Source organism: Pedobacter sp. W3I1, from assembly GCF_030816015.1.
GTDB lineage: Bacteria > Bacteroidota > Bacteroidia > Sphingobacteriales > Sphingobacteriaceae > Pedobacter.
Map to the genome: position 1 here is coordinate 3,427,422 of NZ_JAUSXN010000001.1, position 20,197 is coordinate 3,447,618.

General features: G+C 38.8%; 10 protein-coding genes. 1 reads left to right on the plus strand and 9 read right to left on the minus strand.

Annotation, left to right across the window (positions count from 1 at the left end; genetic code table 11):
• Positions 1-32: 32 nt before the first annotated feature.
• The 4 genes from QF042_RS14225 to QF042_RS14240 form a co-directional block, all read right to left on the minus strand.
• The gene (locus tag QF042_RS14225; protein ID WP_307529462.1) at positions 33-1,919 is read right to left on the minus strand and encodes a RagB/SusD family nutrient uptake outer membrane protein; all 1,887 of its coding nucleotides are present in this window, start codon (positions 1,917-1,919) and stop codon (positions 33-35) included.
• Between the two features lie 11 nt (positions 1,920-1,930).
• Positions 1,931-5,086, minus strand: coding sequence for a SusC/RagA family TonB-linked outer membrane protein (locus QF042_RS14230; protein ID WP_307529464.1), 3,156 nt, complete (start codon positions 5,084-5,086; stop codon positions 1,931-1,933).
• A 502-nt stretch (positions 5,087-5,588) separates the two neighbouring features.
• On the minus strand, positions 5,589-6,257 hold the full coding sequence (locus QF042_RS14235) for a DUF3826 domain-containing protein (protein ID WP_307529465.1): 669 nt from the start codon (positions 6,255-6,257) through the stop codon (positions 5,589-5,591).
• Between the two features lie 7 nt (positions 6,258-6,264).
• On the minus strand, positions 6,265-7,905 hold the full coding sequence (locus tag QF042_RS14240; RefSeq protein ID WP_307529467.1) for a fucose isomerase: 1,641 nt from the start codon (positions 7,903-7,905) through the stop codon (positions 6,265-6,267).
• A gap of 222 nt (positions 7,906-8,127) precedes the next feature.
• Here QF042_RS14240 and QF042_RS14245 point away from each other — a divergent pair, with 222 nt between their 5' ends.
• Positions 8,128-8,997, plus strand: coding sequence for an AraC family transcriptional regulator (locus tag QF042_RS14245; RefSeq protein ID WP_307529469.1), 870 nt, complete (start codon positions 8,128-8,130; stop codon positions 8,995-8,997).
• A gap of 414 nt (positions 8,998-9,411) precedes the next feature.
• Here the strand turns inward: QF042_RS14245 and QF042_RS14250 are convergent, their stop codons facing one another.
• The 5 genes from QF042_RS14250 to QF042_RS14270 all read right to left on the minus strand — a co-directional run bounded on the left by QF042_RS14250 (position 9,412) and on the right by QF042_RS14270 (position 20,060).
• The gene (locus QF042_RS14250; protein WP_307529471.1) at positions 9,412-10,344 is read right to left on the minus strand and encodes a dihydrodipicolinate synthase family protein; all 933 of its coding nucleotides are present in this window, start codon (positions 10,342-10,344) and stop codon (positions 9,412-9,414) included.
• Between the two features lie 57 nt (positions 10,345-10,401).
• A complete protein-coding gene (locus QF042_RS14255; RefSeq protein ID WP_307529473.1) occupies positions 10,402-11,916 on the minus strand; it encodes a sodium:solute symporter in 1,515 nt (504 codons plus the stop codon).
• Positions 11,917-12,068: 152 nt separating this feature from the next.
• Complete coding sequence (locus tag QF042_RS14260; protein ID WP_307529476.1) at positions 12,069-15,476, minus strand: malectin domain-containing carbohydrate-binding protein; 3,408 nt, start codon at positions 15,474-15,476, stop codon at positions 12,069-12,071.
• Positions 15,477-15,655: 179 nt separating this feature from the next.
• On the minus strand, positions 15,656-18,472 hold the full coding sequence (locus QF042_RS14265; RefSeq protein ID WP_307529478.1) for a glycoside hydrolase N-terminal domain-containing protein: 2,817 nt from the start codon (positions 18,470-18,472) through the stop codon (positions 15,656-15,658).
• A 1-nt stretch (position 18,473) separates the two neighbouring features.
• Positions 18,474-20,060 carry a glycoside hydrolase family 28 protein gene (locus QF042_RS14270; RefSeq protein ID WP_307529480.1) on the minus strand — a complete coding sequence of 529 codons (1,587 nt, stop codon included), beginning with the start codon at positions 20,058-20,060 and terminating at the stop codon, positions 18,474-18,476.
• Positions 20,061-20,197: the final 137 nt, after the last annotated feature.

Consider the following 20,197-nt stretch of genomic DNA (forward strand, 5'->3'; position numbering starts at 1 on the left):
TCAGATCAACTGAAACATTTATTCTTTAAATACTAATCAAGTGGGTCAAACGTACCACCGGCCCAACCGATAGTTGGAAGGATTTTATTACCAAAACTCACAAAATCATTATGGAAGGTGTAGAAGTAATGAAATTCAGGTACGTTATATGGTAAATACGTAGTGTTTGTGATCACAACATTTTTAAAATACTTTGTATAAGTTGCTTTATCGTTAATGTTTAAAGTTTCTCTGAATGATGTTGTACCTCCTGGAACTGTTGGATCTTCTAATACTTTTTTATCTTTTTGGTCCGATCCTGATGGAGGATTCACTAACTGAACTTCCAATTTTGACATATTCCCAGTTAACAAGTGCATGGTGCGAGATCTTCTCAAATCTGAATTACGTTTATTTTCAAAAGCGAATTCAATTTGTCTTTCGTTAAGAATTAAGTTCCGCAATTGTGGCGTGCTTCCTGCCAACGCAAGTCCGTAATCTGAATCACCGGCAACTACTCCGGCTCTTTGACGGATTTGTCTGACTAAATCTTTTGCACCAGCGATATTTCCTGTTTCATTCATACAATCCGCATAATTCAACATTACCTCAGCAAATCTAAGTTCAATCCAATCCATACCACTTCCACCACCAACAGAACTATTGTAAACAGAAGAGCTTGCTGTTAAACTAGGCGTAGAGAAACGCTTAACATACACCGCATTTCCACTACTTTCACCAACTGCTAAATTATAATTCCACTGTTTCCTATTCGCGTTTCCACTCAAAGGATATACTGATCCGTTTGTAGCAAACGTAGCTTCAAACCTCGGGTCTCTATTTTGCCAGAACATGGTGGCGTCATATGGAAAAGCCGTAGATGTGTTTAATGGTTTTCCATCTCTCATTGGATAGGCATCCAACATTTTTGTTGTAGGCATAAAGTATGTATTAGGACTTCCACCTTCAGAAGTTGGCCTTACACGCTGTTCAGTTTGATTGCCTCTATTTGGTACTGTATTAGAATAAGTTCTTACCAGAATGGCCTCAGTATTGTTTGTACCTTCTACACGGAAAACATCTAAATAATTTGGCATTAATTTTTTTCCGGCCGAAACGCACATATCATAAGCTTCTTTATTAACCGTTAAAGCATCAGCCCATCTTGAGGCTTGGTAAGGATGTTTTGCATCATTTGTAGGGTTAAATTGAGGACTAGCCCAATACAATAACACCTTTGCTTTTAAACATGTGGCAATCAATTTAGTTATTTTACCTCTTCCGTCGAGATCATTTGGTGCAAAACCTTCTAATAGGTTAATAGCGTTATTTAGATCGCTTAATATTGCCGCAAAACACTCTTTAGCCGGTCTTCTACCTTCATCGTAAATACTGTCACCTCCCTGCGGCGTTAATGGTAGTGGAACACCACCGTAAACTTTAACCAGTTCGAAATAGGTTATTGCTCTTAGTGCATAATATTGGCCAAGCAATTCATTTTTTTTGGGGGAAGGCATCGTACTGTTAGGAAGATTGGCAATAGCATCATTACACCTGGCAATATCCCAATACTTATTATTCCCTGGGTTACCGCCATAGGTATTACCAGTATACCTCACATCGTTATTTCCCAACACACCTTGTAATCCAAGTGCTGCTTTTGCATTTGCATCACCATCAGGAAAATAGTTCTCATCACTTGCATAGTGAACGCCATAACGGTCAGGAACTAGCTGTAATGGAAATTGATACATGGCTACATCGTACACCCTGTTAAGGTGTAGTTGTACAGAACCCTCATTATCCCATATGGCCTGATCGATACCACCGGTATCAGGTAACAAGAAAAACTCATCTTTATTTACGCAGGCGGGCAAAAGTGCAGCTAAAGTTAAAATAGCTACTGCTTTTTTTATATTGTTTTTTATTTGATTAATCATTGCTCAAAAAATTATAGGTTAACACTTAATCCCAAAGAAATTGTTCTCAACATCGGATAATCCCAAGCACTTGAAGTATATGGATCTTTATAAGGAAGTGGATTCACAATGGTCCACAGGTTATTTCCAGTAAGTAGAATACGCGCACCGCCAATGCCTAATTTTCTTGCAAATTCTGATGGCGCCTTGTAACTCAAGGTCATGGTATTGATGCGGATCATCGTTCCATCAACAGCCCAAAAATCAGAGTTTATTCCTAATGATGGATCATCAAATCTTGGATATTTACCACCCATTGGATTGTCTAATGTCCAACGATCTGTCCAGATAGATAAGGTATTTCTAGTTCTTGATGGAGCCGTTCTCGCTCTGCTGTCGTAGAAAATTTTACCACCAAATCGTGCATTAATATTAGTGTTTAAACTGAAGTTTTTGTAAGTTAAATTTAGTGAGATACCAGATGAAAAAAATGCGTTGGTATTGTTATACAATGGCGCTAAATCGCTATCAGAGATTACTCCATCAGCATTGGTATCTTCATAATACAACCACCCAGCTTGTGGAATTCTATCATAAATCCTATAATTAGGATATTTCGCCATCCAGACATCAACTTCTCCCTGCGTTCTAAACATGCCGAGGTTAGTTAAACCATAATTGCTGGTATTGTACTTGCGTGGGTCAGTACCGAATAATTGTAAGTTAGGAAATGTATTGTTAATTAAGTTTCCTGCTGTATAAAGAATCCTATCTGTAACTGAATTGCCATAAGAGAAGTTCATGCTCGCACTAAGATTCCAATCTGTTGCAAGTTTCGCTTTATATCCAATACTAAATTCAGAACCCCAGTTATATAGTTGTCTGTAGTTTAACACTGGTGCCTGCGTACCAAAATATTGTGGATATTGATTATTAGCACCTAATTCGAAAGCATCATAAGTATAGTTTTGGAACGCCTCAATACTAATATCTAATTTGTTGTTAAACATTGCAGTTTCTAAACCAACGTTGATTGTTCTTTTCTTTTCCCATGTAATATCAGGATTAGCCAAACGCGAGCGGTTCAAGCTGTTGGAATTGGCATTTCCGTAGATATATCCATTGGTTACATCAATCTGGAATCTATCTTGCCATAAACGAACCCCAACCCTATCATCACCAGTAATACCAATATTTGCTTTTAATTTTAAGAAATTAATGAAGCCAAGTGCATTGCTATTTTTAAAGAAATTTTCCTGACTCACTATCCATCCAATTCCAATATTTGGTGATACACCCCAACGATTGCCCAGTGCGAAGTTAGACGAGGCATCGATACGGGCGATACCTTCTATTAGGTATTTTTTATCAAAATCATAACTAAAACGGGCAAAACCAGATCGCTTTGAAACTGCTGTTTTATCTAAGTTTGATGCCACCAATGTATTAATATCATAAGCAAAATACTGGTCCACACCTGGGATGAGCTGATTTGTGTAACGAACAGTTGAATTTTGCGAATTTCCCTCACTTTGCTCGGCACCAGCTAAAACACTAAAACTATGTTTAGCAATGCTTTTTGCATATTGAAGCGTTAGGAAAAACTGATAGCTATTGTTATCAACTAAGCCGGGTGTGAAACTTGAATTGGCTGCACTTGTTGGCTGAAAAGTGGCTGCAGTACCAACAGGTAATTGATTAGTGAATAACTCTAGGTTATTGCCTCTTTTAGCAAAATTGTAAAGTGTAAAAGGTGGTATATATTGAGTGTTTTTTGATGATCCACTTGATTGTGAAACCTGGCCTTTAATTACAAGTCCTTTCAAGAAGGTGGGCTCGTAAGTTATTGAGGCATTAATGCGGTATGATTTATTTGAACCATTATTGTAATAACCCGATTCAGCAACGGCTAGCGGGTTGATATTACTAGTGTTAACTCCGTTAACATTATAGTTTACATATTTTCCGTCTATACTAATTGGAACCCACCTTGGAATTGTTATAAGTCTTTCAAAAAAAGGTGCATCATTATCTTGGGCATTATGGTGTAATTCTTTCGTACCATAATCAACGTTAAAATTCACATCAGCTTTTAAGCCATTCGCTACTGTTGCAACTACACCACTTCTGAATGAATACTTATTAAATTTCATCCCTGCATAGTTTCCATTTTCACCCTGGTAACTTCCACCTGCGAAAAAGGTAATTTTATCACTTCCACCAGAAATACCGATATTATGTCTTTGTGTCGTAGCCGCTTGCCAAACCTCATCGTACCAGCTTTTATAATCCAGCGTTTTGATATAATCTAAATCTTCTGGAGCAAAGTATTCCGATGCAGCAGCACCTTGAGAGCGGAACGTATCATTTAATAATAATGCATGCTCATATCCGGATAACATCTTTGGCACCTTAATCGCGTCAGAAATGCCCACATAACCATTATATGTGATGCTTGGTTTACCTATCTTACCTTTTTTTGTAGTAACCAGAATAACACCTTTAGCGCCAGCAGCACCATAAATTGCAGCAGAAGCATCTTTTAAAAATGTTAAATTTTCAATCATTGAGGCATCGATATTATCGAAGGCTTCTCTTGTTACCGTAATATTATCTACAACATAAAGTGGTTCATCTGTTGTACCAGCGGCAGCAGTGGTCGTAGTAGAATTTCTAATATTTAAGGTAATTGGCGAACCTGGTCGGCCTGATGATTGGCTCACTCCAACACCAGCGATTCTATTCCTCAATGCGCCTGCTAAGTTAGGTGCAGGAATATCTTGAATTTCAGCACCACTAATAGTTGCTACAGCCCCTAGAATTTCTGATTTTTTCTTGGTTCCATAACCAATAACCACCACATCATCTAATGCTGTATTGTCTTCAACAAAATTTACGGTGATATTTGTTTTCCCAGCCAATGGAATGGTTTGCCGAACGTAGCCCACATAAGAAAATACGAGTACATCTGTTGCAGGATCGGCTACCAGGGCAAACTCTCCGTTATTGTTAGTGTTTACATTATTGGTTTTGCCGCGTATCCCAACAGTTACGCCAGGAACGGGCTGCCCGTCTTTTTTGTCGACCACCTTACCTGTGATTTGCTTTTGTTGAGCAAAAACAGCGGTACATGTGATTAGCATGAGCACTAAAACCCATGAGGTTTTTCGTAAAAATTTTGAGTTCATATTTGTTATTTGGTTAGTTTTCTACTAAATACAGCTAATCTGATATAATCAGGCCTTGTGTCTGATCAATTCATTTAGCATACATAAGCTGTAATCGCAATTGCTTTATACAGTTTATTCAATAGTGTTTCCGGTTAAGGATGGTTTGTTTGTTTTGCTTTTTACAGCTTGCTAGTTAGGCAAAAGAATTAGACAGCGTTATTTTAAAAAATCTATCTCACATTAATTGTCTGTGTGGTGGCTCATATTTCTTTTTTAGAGTAAAAATTATTGGTTAGAAAGTATATTTTAACTTTACATTAATGAAGTAAAAATCTATTTTTAAAAAAATAGCACCGATTATTATACAATCTTATCGATTTAAAATAACCCGCTCGCTATAAGCTATTTAGTAATTTAATTCATATTACAATATAAACATAAATTCATATATAAATGAAATATTCTTGAATAAAAAATATAAAAAAATAATGGAGCGTTTAAATGCGCTCCATTAGCCGTGCTAGTTTGTTTGTGCTTTTGCTTTTCTCCGCTTCTCCCACTCTATTCCTTCTTTCTTTAAATCGTATCCGGCTGCCGAGAGGTAATTGTTGATGCGGCCTTTATACTTCCCAAACCAGGCATGTTTTTTATCTGATGATTCTGCATCCATTGCGTGCTCGCGCGCTTCTGTCAACCAAACCAAAATTTGTTTTTTCTGATTGTCTGTTAAGGTTAAAATTTCTTCCTGATAAGCTTTGTATGTAATCGGTAATACATTGTAAGTCATACCATTTTTGACAAGTTCAATCTGCTCATTAGTTAGTTGAGACGAGAGTTTACCGATGTATTTTTTATGGAGTTTTGCCAATGATGCTTCTACAATGCGGGCATCTTTAGCGAGAGCCGAATCGCGTTCCACTTTATTGTCTTTGTTTTTTTCTTTAATTGCTTTAACACGAATGTCGCGTGCAGCATAAATATCATTTAAATTACTATACTGATCCCTGATGATCATTGTTACCTTTTCTGTTTTCTTCGCATCAGTAATGCCCAGATTGGCTGCAATTTTGGCTGAGCGTTCAGTAATCATTTTAGTATAAGCTTCTTTATCGGCAACTGCATTGTTCTGGGCAAAAATTGCAGTAGCACTTAAGAAGGTTAACAGCAAAGCTAAAATTGATGATTTCATGTTTTGATTATTTAAATTGAATTTCTTTTTTAGTAAGGTTTACATCTCCGCAGAAATGCACTTTTAAGCCAAGTTCATCTAAGGCAGCGGCTTTAATCCGGCAAGCCTCGTGTGCCCCGGCTTCATAATTGGTGTAAACCACCTGAATATGGTTGGCTTTATGTCTGGCCATTAGCTGATCGCGACTTACACCTTTTAAAATGGCATGCATAATCGGCCATTCAGGAGTTGTGCCATCCCAACGTCTTTTGGTTTCTTCCTCAGGCAAAGCTACTACTTCCCCAACACCCAAATCGCAATGTATTTCATTATCCATTATATATATGCGGCTCCATACAATAAAGCCTGGTTTACTAATGCCTTTTAACGAACCTCCGCCTAAACGGAAATACATAGCAGGTTGCCTGTCGCTGCTTGCCCCCGCATAACCATCTATAAAGTGTGCGGGTGGTGCAGCGCCTGAGATCAAAAACAGCCAAACAAAACCATCTACCCCATCATTTTTATAATATTCACCCCAACGGATATCGTGTAGGGTATTTTCTCCGGTCATTCCTAATTCTTTCCAAAGATTGTACGTGACCAGGGCATCTAAACCTGCACATTCATCTACCTCGTTAAAATGCGGTAAAGCACGTTTGGGGTAAAGTTCTTTACCATCTTCAGAAAATACAGGCGGGCGGTCTTCATTATTTAATAAACCCTCTACTAAATCGCTGGCAACAGTTAAATCTTTTAAACCTTGTTGGTACTGTATCCCAATCGTATCACAGCTAAATTCATCTGCAATCCTTAAGGCTGCAATATACATTTTGCATTGTTCAAGGGTTTGTCTTTTGGTTAACTGGGTTTCTTCTTCAGTGCCCCAGTTAAAGGTCATGCCTTTTTGTAAAAGCCAGTCTAAAACAGCCTCTGCTTCAGCATCTGTTACCTTCATCATAGCAGCATATAATGCCGATTGACTTAAACGTTCTTTAAAAAAACCGGTCTTATGTAATAGTTCATCGGGTATGATAGCATTGTACATACCCATGCAGCCCTCATCAAACACCCCCATAATTACTTTGCGCTCTTTTAAATTTCTGGCAAAGGTTCTTCCCGTCTTGTCATCGCCCATCGGGATTTTACTGAGTGCAAAACTCTTTACGTGGCTTTGATCGTAGCTGATTTTACCTGTTGATAGCCATTGATGTAGCCCTTCTGTAAAAAAGTCATCGGTAAAATCTTCACTCCATAAAGTGCTGTAAGGAATAGCAGCTTTGGTTAAACAACCATTTAGATTTAACATACCTACCAAACCAGGCCATTGGCCGCTCCAATTGGCTACGGTTAATATTGGTCCGCGATGCGTGATAAGTCCTGCCAATACGTGATGAGAGTACTGCCAAACACTTTCTGCTACAATTAAAGGCTGGTCAGGATCAATATTTCTAAAGATATCCATGCCCATTCTTTGCGAATCGATAAAGCCATGTTTTTTTGTTGAATTATAAGGATGGGCACGTTTAACTTTCCAGCCAAATTGCGCTATAGCTGCCGTTAATTTTCGCTCCATTTCAAGTTGAGCTGCCCAGCAGTTTTGATTTGCCGAAAGTCGTAAATCTCCGCTGGAAACCAATAGAATTTCGTTCTGTTTGCCTTGTCTCATAATTTATTAATAAACAAATAATTTATATAAAAATTATTTGCCAGCTTATATTTGGGTTATGCCTTTACGGCCAGATACAAAACTCAGCAATGAAAAACACTATTTTCTAATGGTTTTTATCAAATTAATATAGGATGTTATCATTAAACTCGTTAACTTTAGACCGCTGTTGAATAATTTATAGAATAGTTAACAGAGCCCTAACCAAATATTTATTTTAACATGAAACCTCATTTTCATAAAGTTCCAATTACCTTACAAAGTTCTTTTAGTATCCGTCATGATATCAAACCTGATTTCGGGAATATCTGGCATTACCATCCAGAGCTGGAATTGCATTATGTAATCAAGGGCGAAGGCGTTCGTTTTATCGGTGATAACATCAGTAATTTTGTACCAGATGAGATGGTACTTTTAGGGGAAAACTTACCACATACCTGGCGCTGTAAAGATGAATATTTTCAAAACAACCCTGATCTTACCACCGAGGCTATGGTGATTCACTTCTTGCCCGATTGCCTGGGGAAATACATGCTTACTTTGCCCGAAGCTTATCTGATTCCTAAATTATTTGAAAAGGCAAAAAGCGGGATGGTGATTAAGGGAAAAGCCAAAGATAAACTGGTTGATTTAATGCGGGCTGCTGTTGATGCTACAAATCTGGATAGGATCATCATTTTGTTATCTATTTTAAAAACATTGGCAGAAACAGAAGAATATTCAACTATTGTAACCAGTAAAAATACATTCTATCAAAGTAATGAATCTGAAACGCTCCGCATTAATAAAATCTGCAATTATACTTTGAGTAATTATAAAAAGGATATTACACTGGAAGAAGTAGCGTCGTTGAGTAATTTAAGCGTGACTTCTTTTTGCAGGTATTTTAAACTGATGACGAAAAAAACCTTTTATGATTTTCTCATCGAAATTAGGGTGAGCCATGCCTGCCGTTTCCTGATCGAGAACAAACTGCCTACCGAAATGATCTGTTTCGATTGTGGTTTTAACAATGTATCCAATTTCTACAGGCACTTTAAAAAGGTTACAGGGATGACGCCTTTGGACTATAAAAGGAAATATTTGAATTAAGTTCTTTTCCATAGCTCGCAGGTTTTAAAGGGCGGTCGTCATTCCAGCGCAGGCGGGAATCTTAAAGCTTATTGCATTACGATTACCAATGACAGATTCTAAAATTGCGTCATCTCGACCGAAGCAAATGCGGAGTGGAGAGATCTTTAGACTATGTTAAAAGATCTCTCCACTGCGGTCGAGATGACGATTTATCTTTCCTGTTATCCAACTCCTTTGTTTTTTGCTAAAAAACTGACCTCTGGGAATGAAGAACCGACAAAAATTACGAGCTAAATAGATCCTGAAACAAGTTCAGGATGACGAAATGAACATAATTTATCGTCATCTCGACTGTAGCGCAGTCCCGAACTTTCGGGAGAGAGATCTATTTACAAAGATTTCTCCACTTCGGTCGAAATGACGAATATACCACTATATAAAAACCTTAATATTTAAATTATTGCGCAGTAAGGTATAATCATCAAACAATGTTTCTACCTCTTTTATTATACTTGGCGTAAACGAGCCTACATTTCTGCGTGTAAAAGTTGAAATATTAAGACCTCGTTTTTGAAGAAAATATTTCGATACCACTGGATAAACGTTATGCATGACGTCCATATTATCGATTAAAAACTGTTGCACCACTTGTACTTCATTTTTAAAAGCTTCATCATTGTAATGGTCGCAAAGCCAAACAATGAGTTCAGGAAAATAATTGCCCTGAATGCACGATAAGCCTGAAGCTCCAGCTTTTAATGATTCTACCGCATGTACAATATAGGCATCATAAAGTCCAAAAGTTCTGCCTGATGTCAGTTTCAGTTTTTCTTTAATCTGTGCAAGGTTTAAGCAGGTATCTTTGTGGTAAATTACTCTGCCAGTAGAAACGAAATCGGCCAGTTGTTGCGGTTTTAATACCCTTTTATAAGGTACCGGACATTCATAAAACCCCAGTGGAATTTGATCTGTTTGATCCAAAAGATCGAATACTCTTTCGTTAAAAATATCGTCAGTTTCATTTTCTTCAGCAAGTAAACTGGTAATGGCAATCACGGCCTCTACCCCAGCATCGCTCACTTCTTTCACAAAATCTGCTTGTTTACTGATTTCCCCTCCAAACGTTCCGGTAGCTACTACAGGTACTGCCCCGTTTACTACTTTTATCACATGTTTTATGGCCTGTATCCTTTCTTTATCGCTTAATTCGAACATTTCGCTTGATAAGCAATTCGCGAATAAACCCGATGAGCCAGCCTGCAAATAAATCTCGGTAAGCTGTGTAAGTGCCGGATAATCTATATTTCCGTTGCTTAAAAAAGGCGTAAGCATCACCGGGATGAACCCTTTTTGTGAGTTTTCCATTATAATTTTGATATGGTAAATTGTTCTTTATAATGCCTGGATAAAATCAGAGTGATTTTAATTGGCTGTTTTAGTCTTTTTGTTTTTAATTTTCGTTAGAAAAAGCCCTGCTAAAAAAATGGTTAAAGTGCCAATCACTATGATCATATTTTTATGCAATGGATTTCTAAAAACTTCATATTCCGGAGGAAGAAGTGAAGAAAATGTCATCCATATAATTACGGCAATACCGATTATTGTTGCAGTGATGGCTTCATGATTTTTAGTTTGCCTGCTGATGATCCCTAACAGGAACAGCCCCAACATTCCTGCTGCAAAAATCCCCGATAATTCCCACCATACATCTAAAATACTTTTTACACCAATCATGGCAATGCCAGCAATCATACCCAATAAACCAAAGCCAACGGTGGCTAAATGTAACAGCGATAAATTCTGCTTCTCGGTTACATCAGGTTTAAAATACCGCTTATAAATATCAACCGAAAACACCGTTGCTGAGGCATTCATCCCTGAACTAATGGTACTCATGGCGGCCGATAAAATGGCCGACACAATCAAACCAACCAAACCGATTGGAATTTTAGTGACCATAAAATGTGGCATAATTTTATCACCATAATCTGCTGGTTGTAATGCACTTTGCACTTTTAATACTTCTGCCGCCGAAGCATGTAAGGGCAAACGCTCAATGGCTACCTGATGTTTAATCGATTGCACCAGATCAGGATTAATTTCGTAATAGGCATACAAGCAAGATCCTATAATAAAAAAGAGCAGTGATGCCGGGATATACAACCATACACACAACCAGATTGATTTTGAAGCTGCTTTACTTGATGACGCCGTATGGTAACGCTGAATGTAATTTTGATCCATCCCAAAGTTGTTCAGGTTGATGAAAAATCCATAGAGCAGTACCACCCAAAACGACGACCCGATGAAATCAAATTTAAAGCTGCCCAAACTAAATTTATTGGCTGATTGTCCGATCTCTACAATCTTCGAAACACCTCCCGGCATATTCGAAATAATTAAATAGAGAATAAGCAAAGCGCCAAAAGTTTTCACTACAGCTTGTACCACTTCCGTCCATATTACCGCTTCAATTCCTCCTAAAACGGTATAAACAATGATACAAATGCCCATTACGATCATAATCACCTGCATAGAATAGCCTGTAAGTGCTTGTAAACTCAAGGCAATTCCAAAAAATATCGATCCCATCCTTGCCAGTTGCGTTAACAGGAAGCATACCACTGCATAGACCCTTGCCCATGCACCAAAACGTTTTTCTAAATGTGTATAGGCCGATATTTCGCCAGTATTCCGGTAAAAAGGGACAAAGTATTTTGAAGCGATCCAGGCCGCTAACGGCATCGAAATGCTAAATACAAATGCATTCCAATTGCTCCCGAAAGCCTTACCAGGTACACCTAAAAAGGTATTACTGCTTAAAAATGTCGCATAAATAGATAAACCTATCGCCCATCCGGGAATCAGGCCCGAAGCTTTTGTAAATTGCTCGGAGTTTTTATTTTTCCTGGAAAAATAAACCCCAACTAATATCATTCCAACAAGATAAATGAAGATTATTGCAAGATCGACGACAGGAAGTCCTTTCATTATTTGTTGGCTCGTTTATTAATTTGGTTAAAACAAATATGCATGTCTAAATATCTATATTAATATAAGATTTTGGCCACATCTTGTACCATCTTATCTTATTGAACATCTAAAGCATCAACCGCTAGTCCTTTAGCTTCCGTTGCAATTAATCTGAGTTGATAAGTTCCGGCATTAATCATGCTTCCTGTATTGGTACTCAAATAGTTCCATTTGCCCGTTTTGGTTGGTACAAATTCAACACTTTCTGTTTTCATCAGGGTGCCATCAGCTGATGAGAACTCTAACCTTCCTTTTAAAATATACCCTGATGGGTTATGATATTTAATGGTTAAAGAATAGGTATCTGCCACCCCAACCGAAATCTGCCAGGTTAAGCTTCCCTGATTTGCAGCATTGAAAACTACACGTTCCTTATCCATCAATACAGATTTTACGACATCTTTGCCTGCTAAAATACCATCGGTAGCTTTATAGGTAGTAGTCGTTTTCAAATCGTATGCCGGCTGTAAATGAGTAACAGGCAGTACAAAAACAGTGGCTGCTCTGCTATCGAAAATAATCCTTTCGTTAGGAACGAGTCTTTTTCTGTAGAGATTAAAGCTTTCGTCGCTACTGTTTCGTACTGAGGTTTTCGTATCTTCGAATCCCTGAGGCACGCTGCTATTGTTTTTCAGGGCGATAAAAGTGTCTACTGTATCGGTAGCGGTGAATTCAATGCGATCCTGCCCCCTTGAGGCTTTTAACCACTCTGCACCATATAAATTGGAAGGCAGATCCGTAAAGGTCGAATTTTCATTTCTAAACTGTTCTTCTCCAATATCCAGCCAACTGTTTAGCTCTGCATTTTTAATTTTAGACAAGAGTGAACTGCCTGGCGCTGCAGGCTGGATGCCCGGCTTTAAACCAGCAATTGCAATGGCCGAAATAACGGCCTGACCAGCTTTTACTTCCGGGAAATGGATATCCAAAAAGCCACCTTTAACAGTCGTTTTGATTGTTTTCTTTAGCAAAGCATTACTTCCAGCTTCTTTCCATATGTCTAAATCTTTAATTACCGTTTTACCGTTAAAGGCCACATTAAATAAGCGCATGGCTTTGGCATCAAAACCTCCGCCAATACCCAGCCAGGGTTCGATAAAATAAAGTTCCACCTGATATTCTCCGTCAGGCAGCGGGAAATGATATTTTAACTGATCTCTGCCATATCTGAAAGTCTGAAAAAGCTTCCAGTCTTTGGTGCCTTCAATGGGTTGAAAGGTACGGCGCTGACTGGCAAAAAAAGCAGGGATACCCGTAAAATCTGCCGTCCAGGAGGTTGAACCAAAATTATGCTTCGAAGTTAACTTCCTGTCAGCAGACCATTTACTGCCGTTGGCATCTGTATAATCGTCACCTCCACAGTTTACACGGTATATATAATTATAACCTTGAGCGGGAGCCGTTAATTGTTTATCTTGAATTAAAGCATTAAAATTTGGGCTTTCAGGCAGGTTTTGCAATACCATTTGATCTTTAGCCACAGCTTTTCCGTTCACATAACCCACGGCATACAATACATTATATTGGATCTCAGGCTTGTTCCACTGAAAATGTGTACCTATTACACCACGTTTTCTCCTGCCTAAAGATTGGCCGTTTATATCGTTAAAAAGTTCTACTTCATCGCAATTAGAATACACCACAACACTGTCTTTGATTCCGGGTTTTGTCCAACGGTTTGGCCAGGTATGGGAAACGATATACACCATAGGTTCAGTTTGTTTCGGTGCATAATTTGCCCTGAACATATACAAAACATCAGTAGGTTCCTCCCAAGGCGTAAACATGCCCTTATAATTTACCGGACCAACCCGATCCAGATCTCTTAACCCTTCTCCCCCTTGTACCCTGCCCGGATTATCGTGCGAACTATACAGCCAGAAAAAATGTCCTGCGGTTTTATCTCTTACCGATTCGGCCAGGCGCACCTTGGTTTCCATTAAATCTGTCATTTTGTTTTCGGTGTAACCTTTTCCATTGGCATCTGTGGTATGAAGATCGATTGTTCTCCACGCACCGTATTCGCCAACCAAAACCTGCCTTTGAAGATCCTCGCCATAGCTCAAAGGATTACCACCATAGGTACCCGTCCAGTTTTGAGGTATATCCCAATCTGTTCCTTTTCCGCCGTTACAGGTAGTTACTTTTCTTTGTGATGACGCTGTAGGATCAAGTTTTCTGATCAGCTCCGTGCATTCCCTTGCGAAATCTTCTGGCAAAGTACTTTCGTTTTCCAAACCCCATAATACCACCGCCGGACTGTTCCTGCGTTCTTTTACCCAGTCTGCTAATAGCGATTTAAAATTCTTCTTAAATTCGGGCGTATCATACCAGATATGAGCAGCCATTTGCGTCCAGCATAAAATGCCTTCCTTGTCCCAATAATCTGAGTACAATAAATTATGGGGTTGGTGTGCATCACGGAAGGCATTAAAACCTGCTGCTTTAATTTGCATCACCCGCGACCTGATCTGCTCGTTACTAAAAGCATGGCTCTGACCAATTAGATGCTCGTATTCGGCAATGCCATTAATAAAAACAGGTTTACCATTTAATAGAAACTGTTTCTGGTTCGCTTGTTCGCCAATAGGCCAGCTAATCCAGCGGATACCGTAAGGTGTTTTCAGCTCATCTATAACTTTTCCATTCTCCGTTATTGTAGTCTGTAAAGTATAGAGATATGGATTTTCAAGCGACCAAAGTTTCGGATTAATGATTTTATCAGTCTGTTGATCGATCTGGATTTCTTTACTAACAGGAACAGTTATTGTTTTCATCAATTCTTCAACCTGTTTTCCGTTCGAATCTAGCAATCTGTTTACAATGCTTACATTTTTAGGCTTTAAACTATAATTTTTAACTGTGGTACTCAAATTCAAAATCGCCTCCTTTTCTGAAATTTTATTATCGTTCCAAATGTGTACACCAAAGGGTTCAACTCGAACTTCGTTGGTTACGATTAAATGAACGGGACGAAAAATACCCATGGGCTGTGAGCCTTCTGAAAAACCACGTTCGGTGGAACATCCGCCATCAACCCAGGGTAAATCCTGGATGTTTGCAGGATGATCTGCTCTAACTGCCAAAATATTTTCCTGATTGTTCAGTTTAACTGCAGCGGTAACGTCTAATGTAAAAGTTGTTCGACCTCCGGCGTGATAGCCTACTTTTTTACCATTTAACCAGATGTTTGCATAAGAACCTACACCTTCGAAATATAGAAAAAACCGTTTTCCCTGTTTAATTTCTTTGGTTCTAAATGTTTTGCGGTACCAGGCATAACCATGTTTATTGCCATGAAGTTTCCGTTGGTAACCTTCGTATTGATCCCAGTTGTGTGGTACATTTACTGTTTTCCAGTTTATGGTTTTGTAGCTGCCTACCTGGAAACCATCAAAAGCATTTTTGTTTTTCTCATCGGCAATAGTGAGCCAATTGGTGTTTAAGGAAATGTCTTTCCGCATCTGTGCGGATACTTTAAGAGGTAAATTGAAACAAAACAGTACCAATAAAAGAAGCGGGTAATTTCTTCCGAAGTTTTGTAAGGTGGTGCGGTGGCAAACTTCGGAAGTATTTACAGAACTACATGCTAAGACTGACGAAATCTTCTCCCGCCAAACTCTTTTAGATTTCGTAAGTTGATTCATCGCGCTTTCAAATCTCCATTCAGTTTATAGCTTTCACCAACTTTCGTTTCAATATTGATGTTGTTATTTTTGTAATGGATTTTACAATTTCCTCCGGTTTTAGATTTTACCGTTAGCGAAGTTAATAGTCCTTTATCCCAGGTTAAATTTAATTCAAAGCCACCTCTGGCACGGAGCCCCTTAATTTCACCATGGGGAATAGCCGTTGGCAATGCCGGTAAAATATCTAAATAACCCTGATGGCTCTGTACTATCATTTCAGCCATTCCAGCTGCACCACCAAAATTTCCATCTATCTGAAAAGGTGGATGCGCATCAAAAAGATTCACATAGGAACCTGCGCCATTATTAGCTGGTTTCATTAACATTTTTACCAATTTCATGGCGTGATCGCCGTCTTTAAACCTTGCCCAAAAATTAATCTTCCAGGCCAAACTCCAGCCAGTAGCATCATCTCCACGATAAAGTAATGACTGTTTAGCCGCCTGCATCATCTTTGCGTCGCCATCCCAGGTGATGTCATTTCCAGGATAAACGCCCCATAAATGAGAAACATGGCGATGTTTGTTGGTCGTATCATCTTTATCTTCCAACCATTCTTGCAACTGGCCATATTTTCCGATCTGGTTTGGTGCTAGCTGTTTAACTTTCTCCGTTAACGATTTTCTAAAATCCGTATCGATATTGAGGGCTTCTGATGCAGCAATACAATTCTTGAACAAAGATCTGATAATTTGGTGGTCCATTGTCGGACCAGCCACTAAACCTCCATTTTCAGGCGAATTAGATGGTGTACTGATTAACCATCCTGTCTTGGGATCTTTCACCAAAAAATCTTCATAAAACAAAGCAGCTTGTTTCATTAAAGGATAGGCTTCAGTTTCCAGAAATTTACGATCCTTACTAAATTGGTAATGCTCCCATAAATGTTGACTTAACCAACCGCCACCACTTACCCAGATACCATGATTGGAAGCGTTGATGGGCGCTGTTCCATTCCATAAATCGGTATTATGATGCAAAACCCAACCACGGGCATTGTAATATGCCTTTGCAGTTTCAGCACCAGTTTTAGATAAGCCTTTAATTTTGCTAAAAAGTGGTTCGTTCAAGGCCGATAAATTGAGCATTTCCGTTGGCCAATAATTCATTTCGAGGTTAATATTGGTGGTATACTTGCTTCCCCATGGTGGTGTAAGCAGATCATTCCAAATCCCTTGAAGATTGGCTGGTTGTGTACCTGGCCTCGAGCTGGAAATCAACAAATACCGCCCATATTGCATGTACAAAGCTGCAAAAGCAGGATCGTTAGCAGTAGCAAATTTTGCCAGTCTTTCGTCTGTAGGAAGGTTTTCATGATCTGATCGGCCAAAATCGACACTAAAAGTGTTGTAGTAACCTTGGTATTCTTTAATATGGTTCTGCTTAATTTCCTGATAAGTTTTACTTTTTAATCCATTCAAAGCTTTAATATTTGCAGTTGCCGGATTTCCGGAAACATCTTGTGCATTAATAAAGTTAGTTCCTCCCGTCAAATAAAGCGTTACTTCATCGGCCTGATTGATGCTAATCCTACCATTAACAACTTTAACTGATCCATTTTTAATTAAAGCGGTTAAACGGCTCTCGCCTTTCAATGCACCATCTTTTACCTGAACAGTTAAAGCAATGACGTTATTACCCAAAACCTTTACTGACGACTTTCGGTGCGGGCTGGAAAGTTCGGCATCAAAGCTAATAGACGCTTTTTTATCGGCCGTTAAATGGATCACAACAGCCTGATTCGGTTGGCTTGCGAAATACTCGCGCACATAGTTTACCCCGTTTAAAGTATAAGTGGTTTTCGCAATAGCCGTACTGATATCCAAAGACCGTTTGTAATTACTGACAATAGATTTTGTTTGTTTGAAATATAAGTTTAAATCGCCAAAAGGCTGATAACTCCCCTGGTATTGCGGAACAGCAGGCGGATTTTCATCCTGAATTTTATATTTCCAATCTTTAACTAACGAAATACCCTGTTCAATACTTGCTCCAACCGGGTAAATTCCAATCTTTTTTGTGGTGTCTTTATAACCGGCCAATCCGCCTTTATCAAAATAATTAAGTACCTGGATGGCAATTACATTTCTGCCCTTTTTAATCAGTTTTGCAGGTATGGTATACTTTCTTGGCTCTGTATTATCGGTGTTGCCCACCAATTCGCCATTTACATAAGTAAAATCCTGATCACGGATGCGGTTAAGATCGAGTACAAGATCTTTTTCAGTCCAGTTTTCGGGCACATCAAAAGTTGTTCTAAACCAGACCGCTCCATCTAAATTGGCCAGACCAACGGTTTCCCATCCTTCGTAGGCAGGTACTTTTATAGTTTTCCATAGCTTGTCGTCAAAGTTTGCAAGTGCAGGATTTCCCTGGATACCTTTCCCGGCTTTCATTTCATTTACCCAAACTTTTCTGTCACCAGAACTGCTTTGCAAGCCCATAAAATGTTCTTGTGCTAAAGCTTCAGCTGCTGCCTGTTTTCCTTCCGAAAGTAGTTTTCTGATCTCAGGCAGATATTGATAGGCTTCTTTACGGTTATAATCTCTTGGCTTCCCTGTCCATAAAGTTTCCTCATTAAATTGGATATGATCAACCGCAGTACCGGCGAAAATCATGGCTCCCAACCTTCCGTTACCAATGGGCAAGGCATCAGTCCACTTTTCGGCTGGTTTATTATACCATAAAGTGTGGTTGTTTCCTTGTGCAAAGCTGCTAAAATGAGCAGTCAATAATAAAAATGATGTGCTTAATAAAAGTTTAAACTTCATGTTATTGTCCTTTATCTCCCGAAATAATTTCGATGTTACTGCTTACTTCCTTTTCTTTTTTAACGGCCACCTTCACTAGCCTAAAATTATTGTTTCCCAAAAATATATTTTTAGTTTCCGCCCCGCCTAATTTCAAATAAGTAACAGTTTCTTTCGTTGGAAAAGCATTGTACAGAAACAGATCTGATACGTTTGTAAGATCGATTACTGCTGCATTGGCATGAGGTTTATTGCTTTCTAAACCATCTACAATTAAATTATTCACTTTTAAAGCCTTTAACGATGCACCTAATTCCGTATTTACCGTCACATTATGAAACTCAATATTACTAGAATTATTGATAGAAAAGCCAGTTTTAGCATCCATATTAATATCATTGAAGGTAATATTATCGATAGGCATTTCTTCTAAACCATTTAAATAAGCAGCCTGGTTAACCTGACCAGTGATATTACTGAAATGGATATTTCTAAAGATAGGTGTGCGTTCGGAAACGGGTTCTACACTGGTTTTTGCATACTGCATATCCAATACAATCGCCTGATCTTTTATGTTTTTCATGATGATGTTACTCACTCTAATATCTTCCACTACGCCACCCCTTCCCCGCGCAGTCTTAATGCGGATACCACGATCTGTTCCATCGAAAATACAATTAGAGATGGCAATCTTCCGTACATCGCCCGACATTTCGCTGCCGATCACCACCCCACCATGGCCAGACAACATGGTACAATTGGTAATCACATAGTTTTCTGCAGGAATAGCCATTTTTCTGCCCGGCGCATCTTTGCCTGATTTAATGGTGATACAATCGTCGCCTACACTGATGTGGCAATCTGAAATGTGCACATTTTTACACGACTCAGGATTTATCCCGTCGGTATTTGGTGAATGTGGATTGTTGATGGTAACCGCATGAACCTTAACATTTTCGCAAAATTCAGGATTTACCGTCCAGAATGGAGAATTACGGATCGTAATCCCATCAATCAATACATTTTTACAGAACATAGGTTGTATAAACGGCGGACGAAGAAAGCCGCGCTTCATCTGCTTAGGATCGTCCGGCAAAATGATATCTTTATTAAGGCCATCAAAAGTAGTCTGCCATTTCGACCGGGGCTGTCCCTCTTTATAACCTTCTACAAAATCCCACCATTTTTTACCATGTCCATCAATAATCCCTCTGCCGATAATCGAAATATTCTCTACTTTATAGGCATAAAACAATGGCGAAAAACTGGTTACGTCAACACCTTCGTAACGACTTTTTACCATGGGTAAATAGTCATCAAAATTATCGCTGAAATGTAATTCGGCACCTGCATCAATGAATATGGTGATATTGCTTTTTAAATGTATGGCACCTGTTAGATATTTCCCAGCAGGGAAATAAACAGTACCACCGCCAGCTTTTGATGCCGCTTCTATCGCATTTTTAATCGCTGTTGTAGCCAGTTTACTGCTGTCGTTTCTTGCACCGTATTTAATTACGTTGTAATAAGACTGGGCGTTTGCAGTTAAGCCGATGCCAAAAGCAAGGATGAAAATTAAAGCTTTAATGATGTTGATGGAATATTTCATTTGGTTATATTTTATTGTCAGCCCACATCGTCCTCGTTTGTAACGAGGATGCGTGAGAATAGCGATTCTATCGCCGCTTAATCAATTTTTATTTCGGTCTGTGCGGACACAGACCAAGGTATTTCATAATTCATGCT

What these genes read in the sequence shown, in the direction of transcription:
- QF042_RS14225 (WP_307529462.1), bottom strand. Translation starts at nt 1,919, where the DNA reads ATGATTAATCAAATAAAAAACAATATAAAAAAAGCAGTAGCTATTTTA.
- QF042_RS14265 (WP_307529478.1), bottom strand. Translation starts at nt 18,472, where the DNA reads ATGAAGTTTAAACTTTTATTAAGCACATCATTTTTATTATTGACTGCT.
- QF042_RS14240 (WP_307529467.1), bottom strand. Translation starts at nt 7,905, where the DNA reads ATGAGACAAGGCAAACAGAACGAAATTCTATTGGTTTCCAGCGGAGAT.
- QF042_RS14230 (WP_307529464.1), bottom strand. Translation starts at nt 5,086, where the DNA reads ATGAACTCAAAATTTTTACGAAAAACCTCATGGGTTTTAGTGCTCATG.
- QF042_RS14270 (WP_307529480.1), bottom strand. Translation starts at nt 20,060, where the DNA reads ATGAAATATTCCATCAACATCATTAAAGCTTTAATTTTCATCCTTGCT.
- QF042_RS14250 (WP_307529471.1), bottom strand. Translation starts at nt 10,344, where the DNA reads ATGGAAAACTCACAAAAAGGGTTCATCCCGGTGATGCTTACGCCTTTT.
- QF042_RS14245 (WP_307529469.1), top strand. Translation starts at nt 8,128, where the DNA reads ATGAAACCTCATTTTCATAAAGTTCCAATTACCTTACAAAGTTCTTTT.
- QF042_RS14235 (WP_307529465.1), bottom strand. Translation starts at nt 6,257, where the DNA reads ATGAAATCATCAATTTTAGCTTTGCTGTTAACCTTCTTAAGTGCTACT.
- QF042_RS14255 (WP_307529473.1), bottom strand. Translation starts at nt 11,916, where the DNA reads ATGATATTAGTTGGGGTTTATTTTTCCAGGAAAAATAAAAACTCCGAG.
- QF042_RS14260 (WP_307529476.1), bottom strand. Translation starts at nt 15,476, where the DNA reads ATGCGGAAAGACATTTCCTTAAACACCAATTGGCTCACTATTGCCGAT.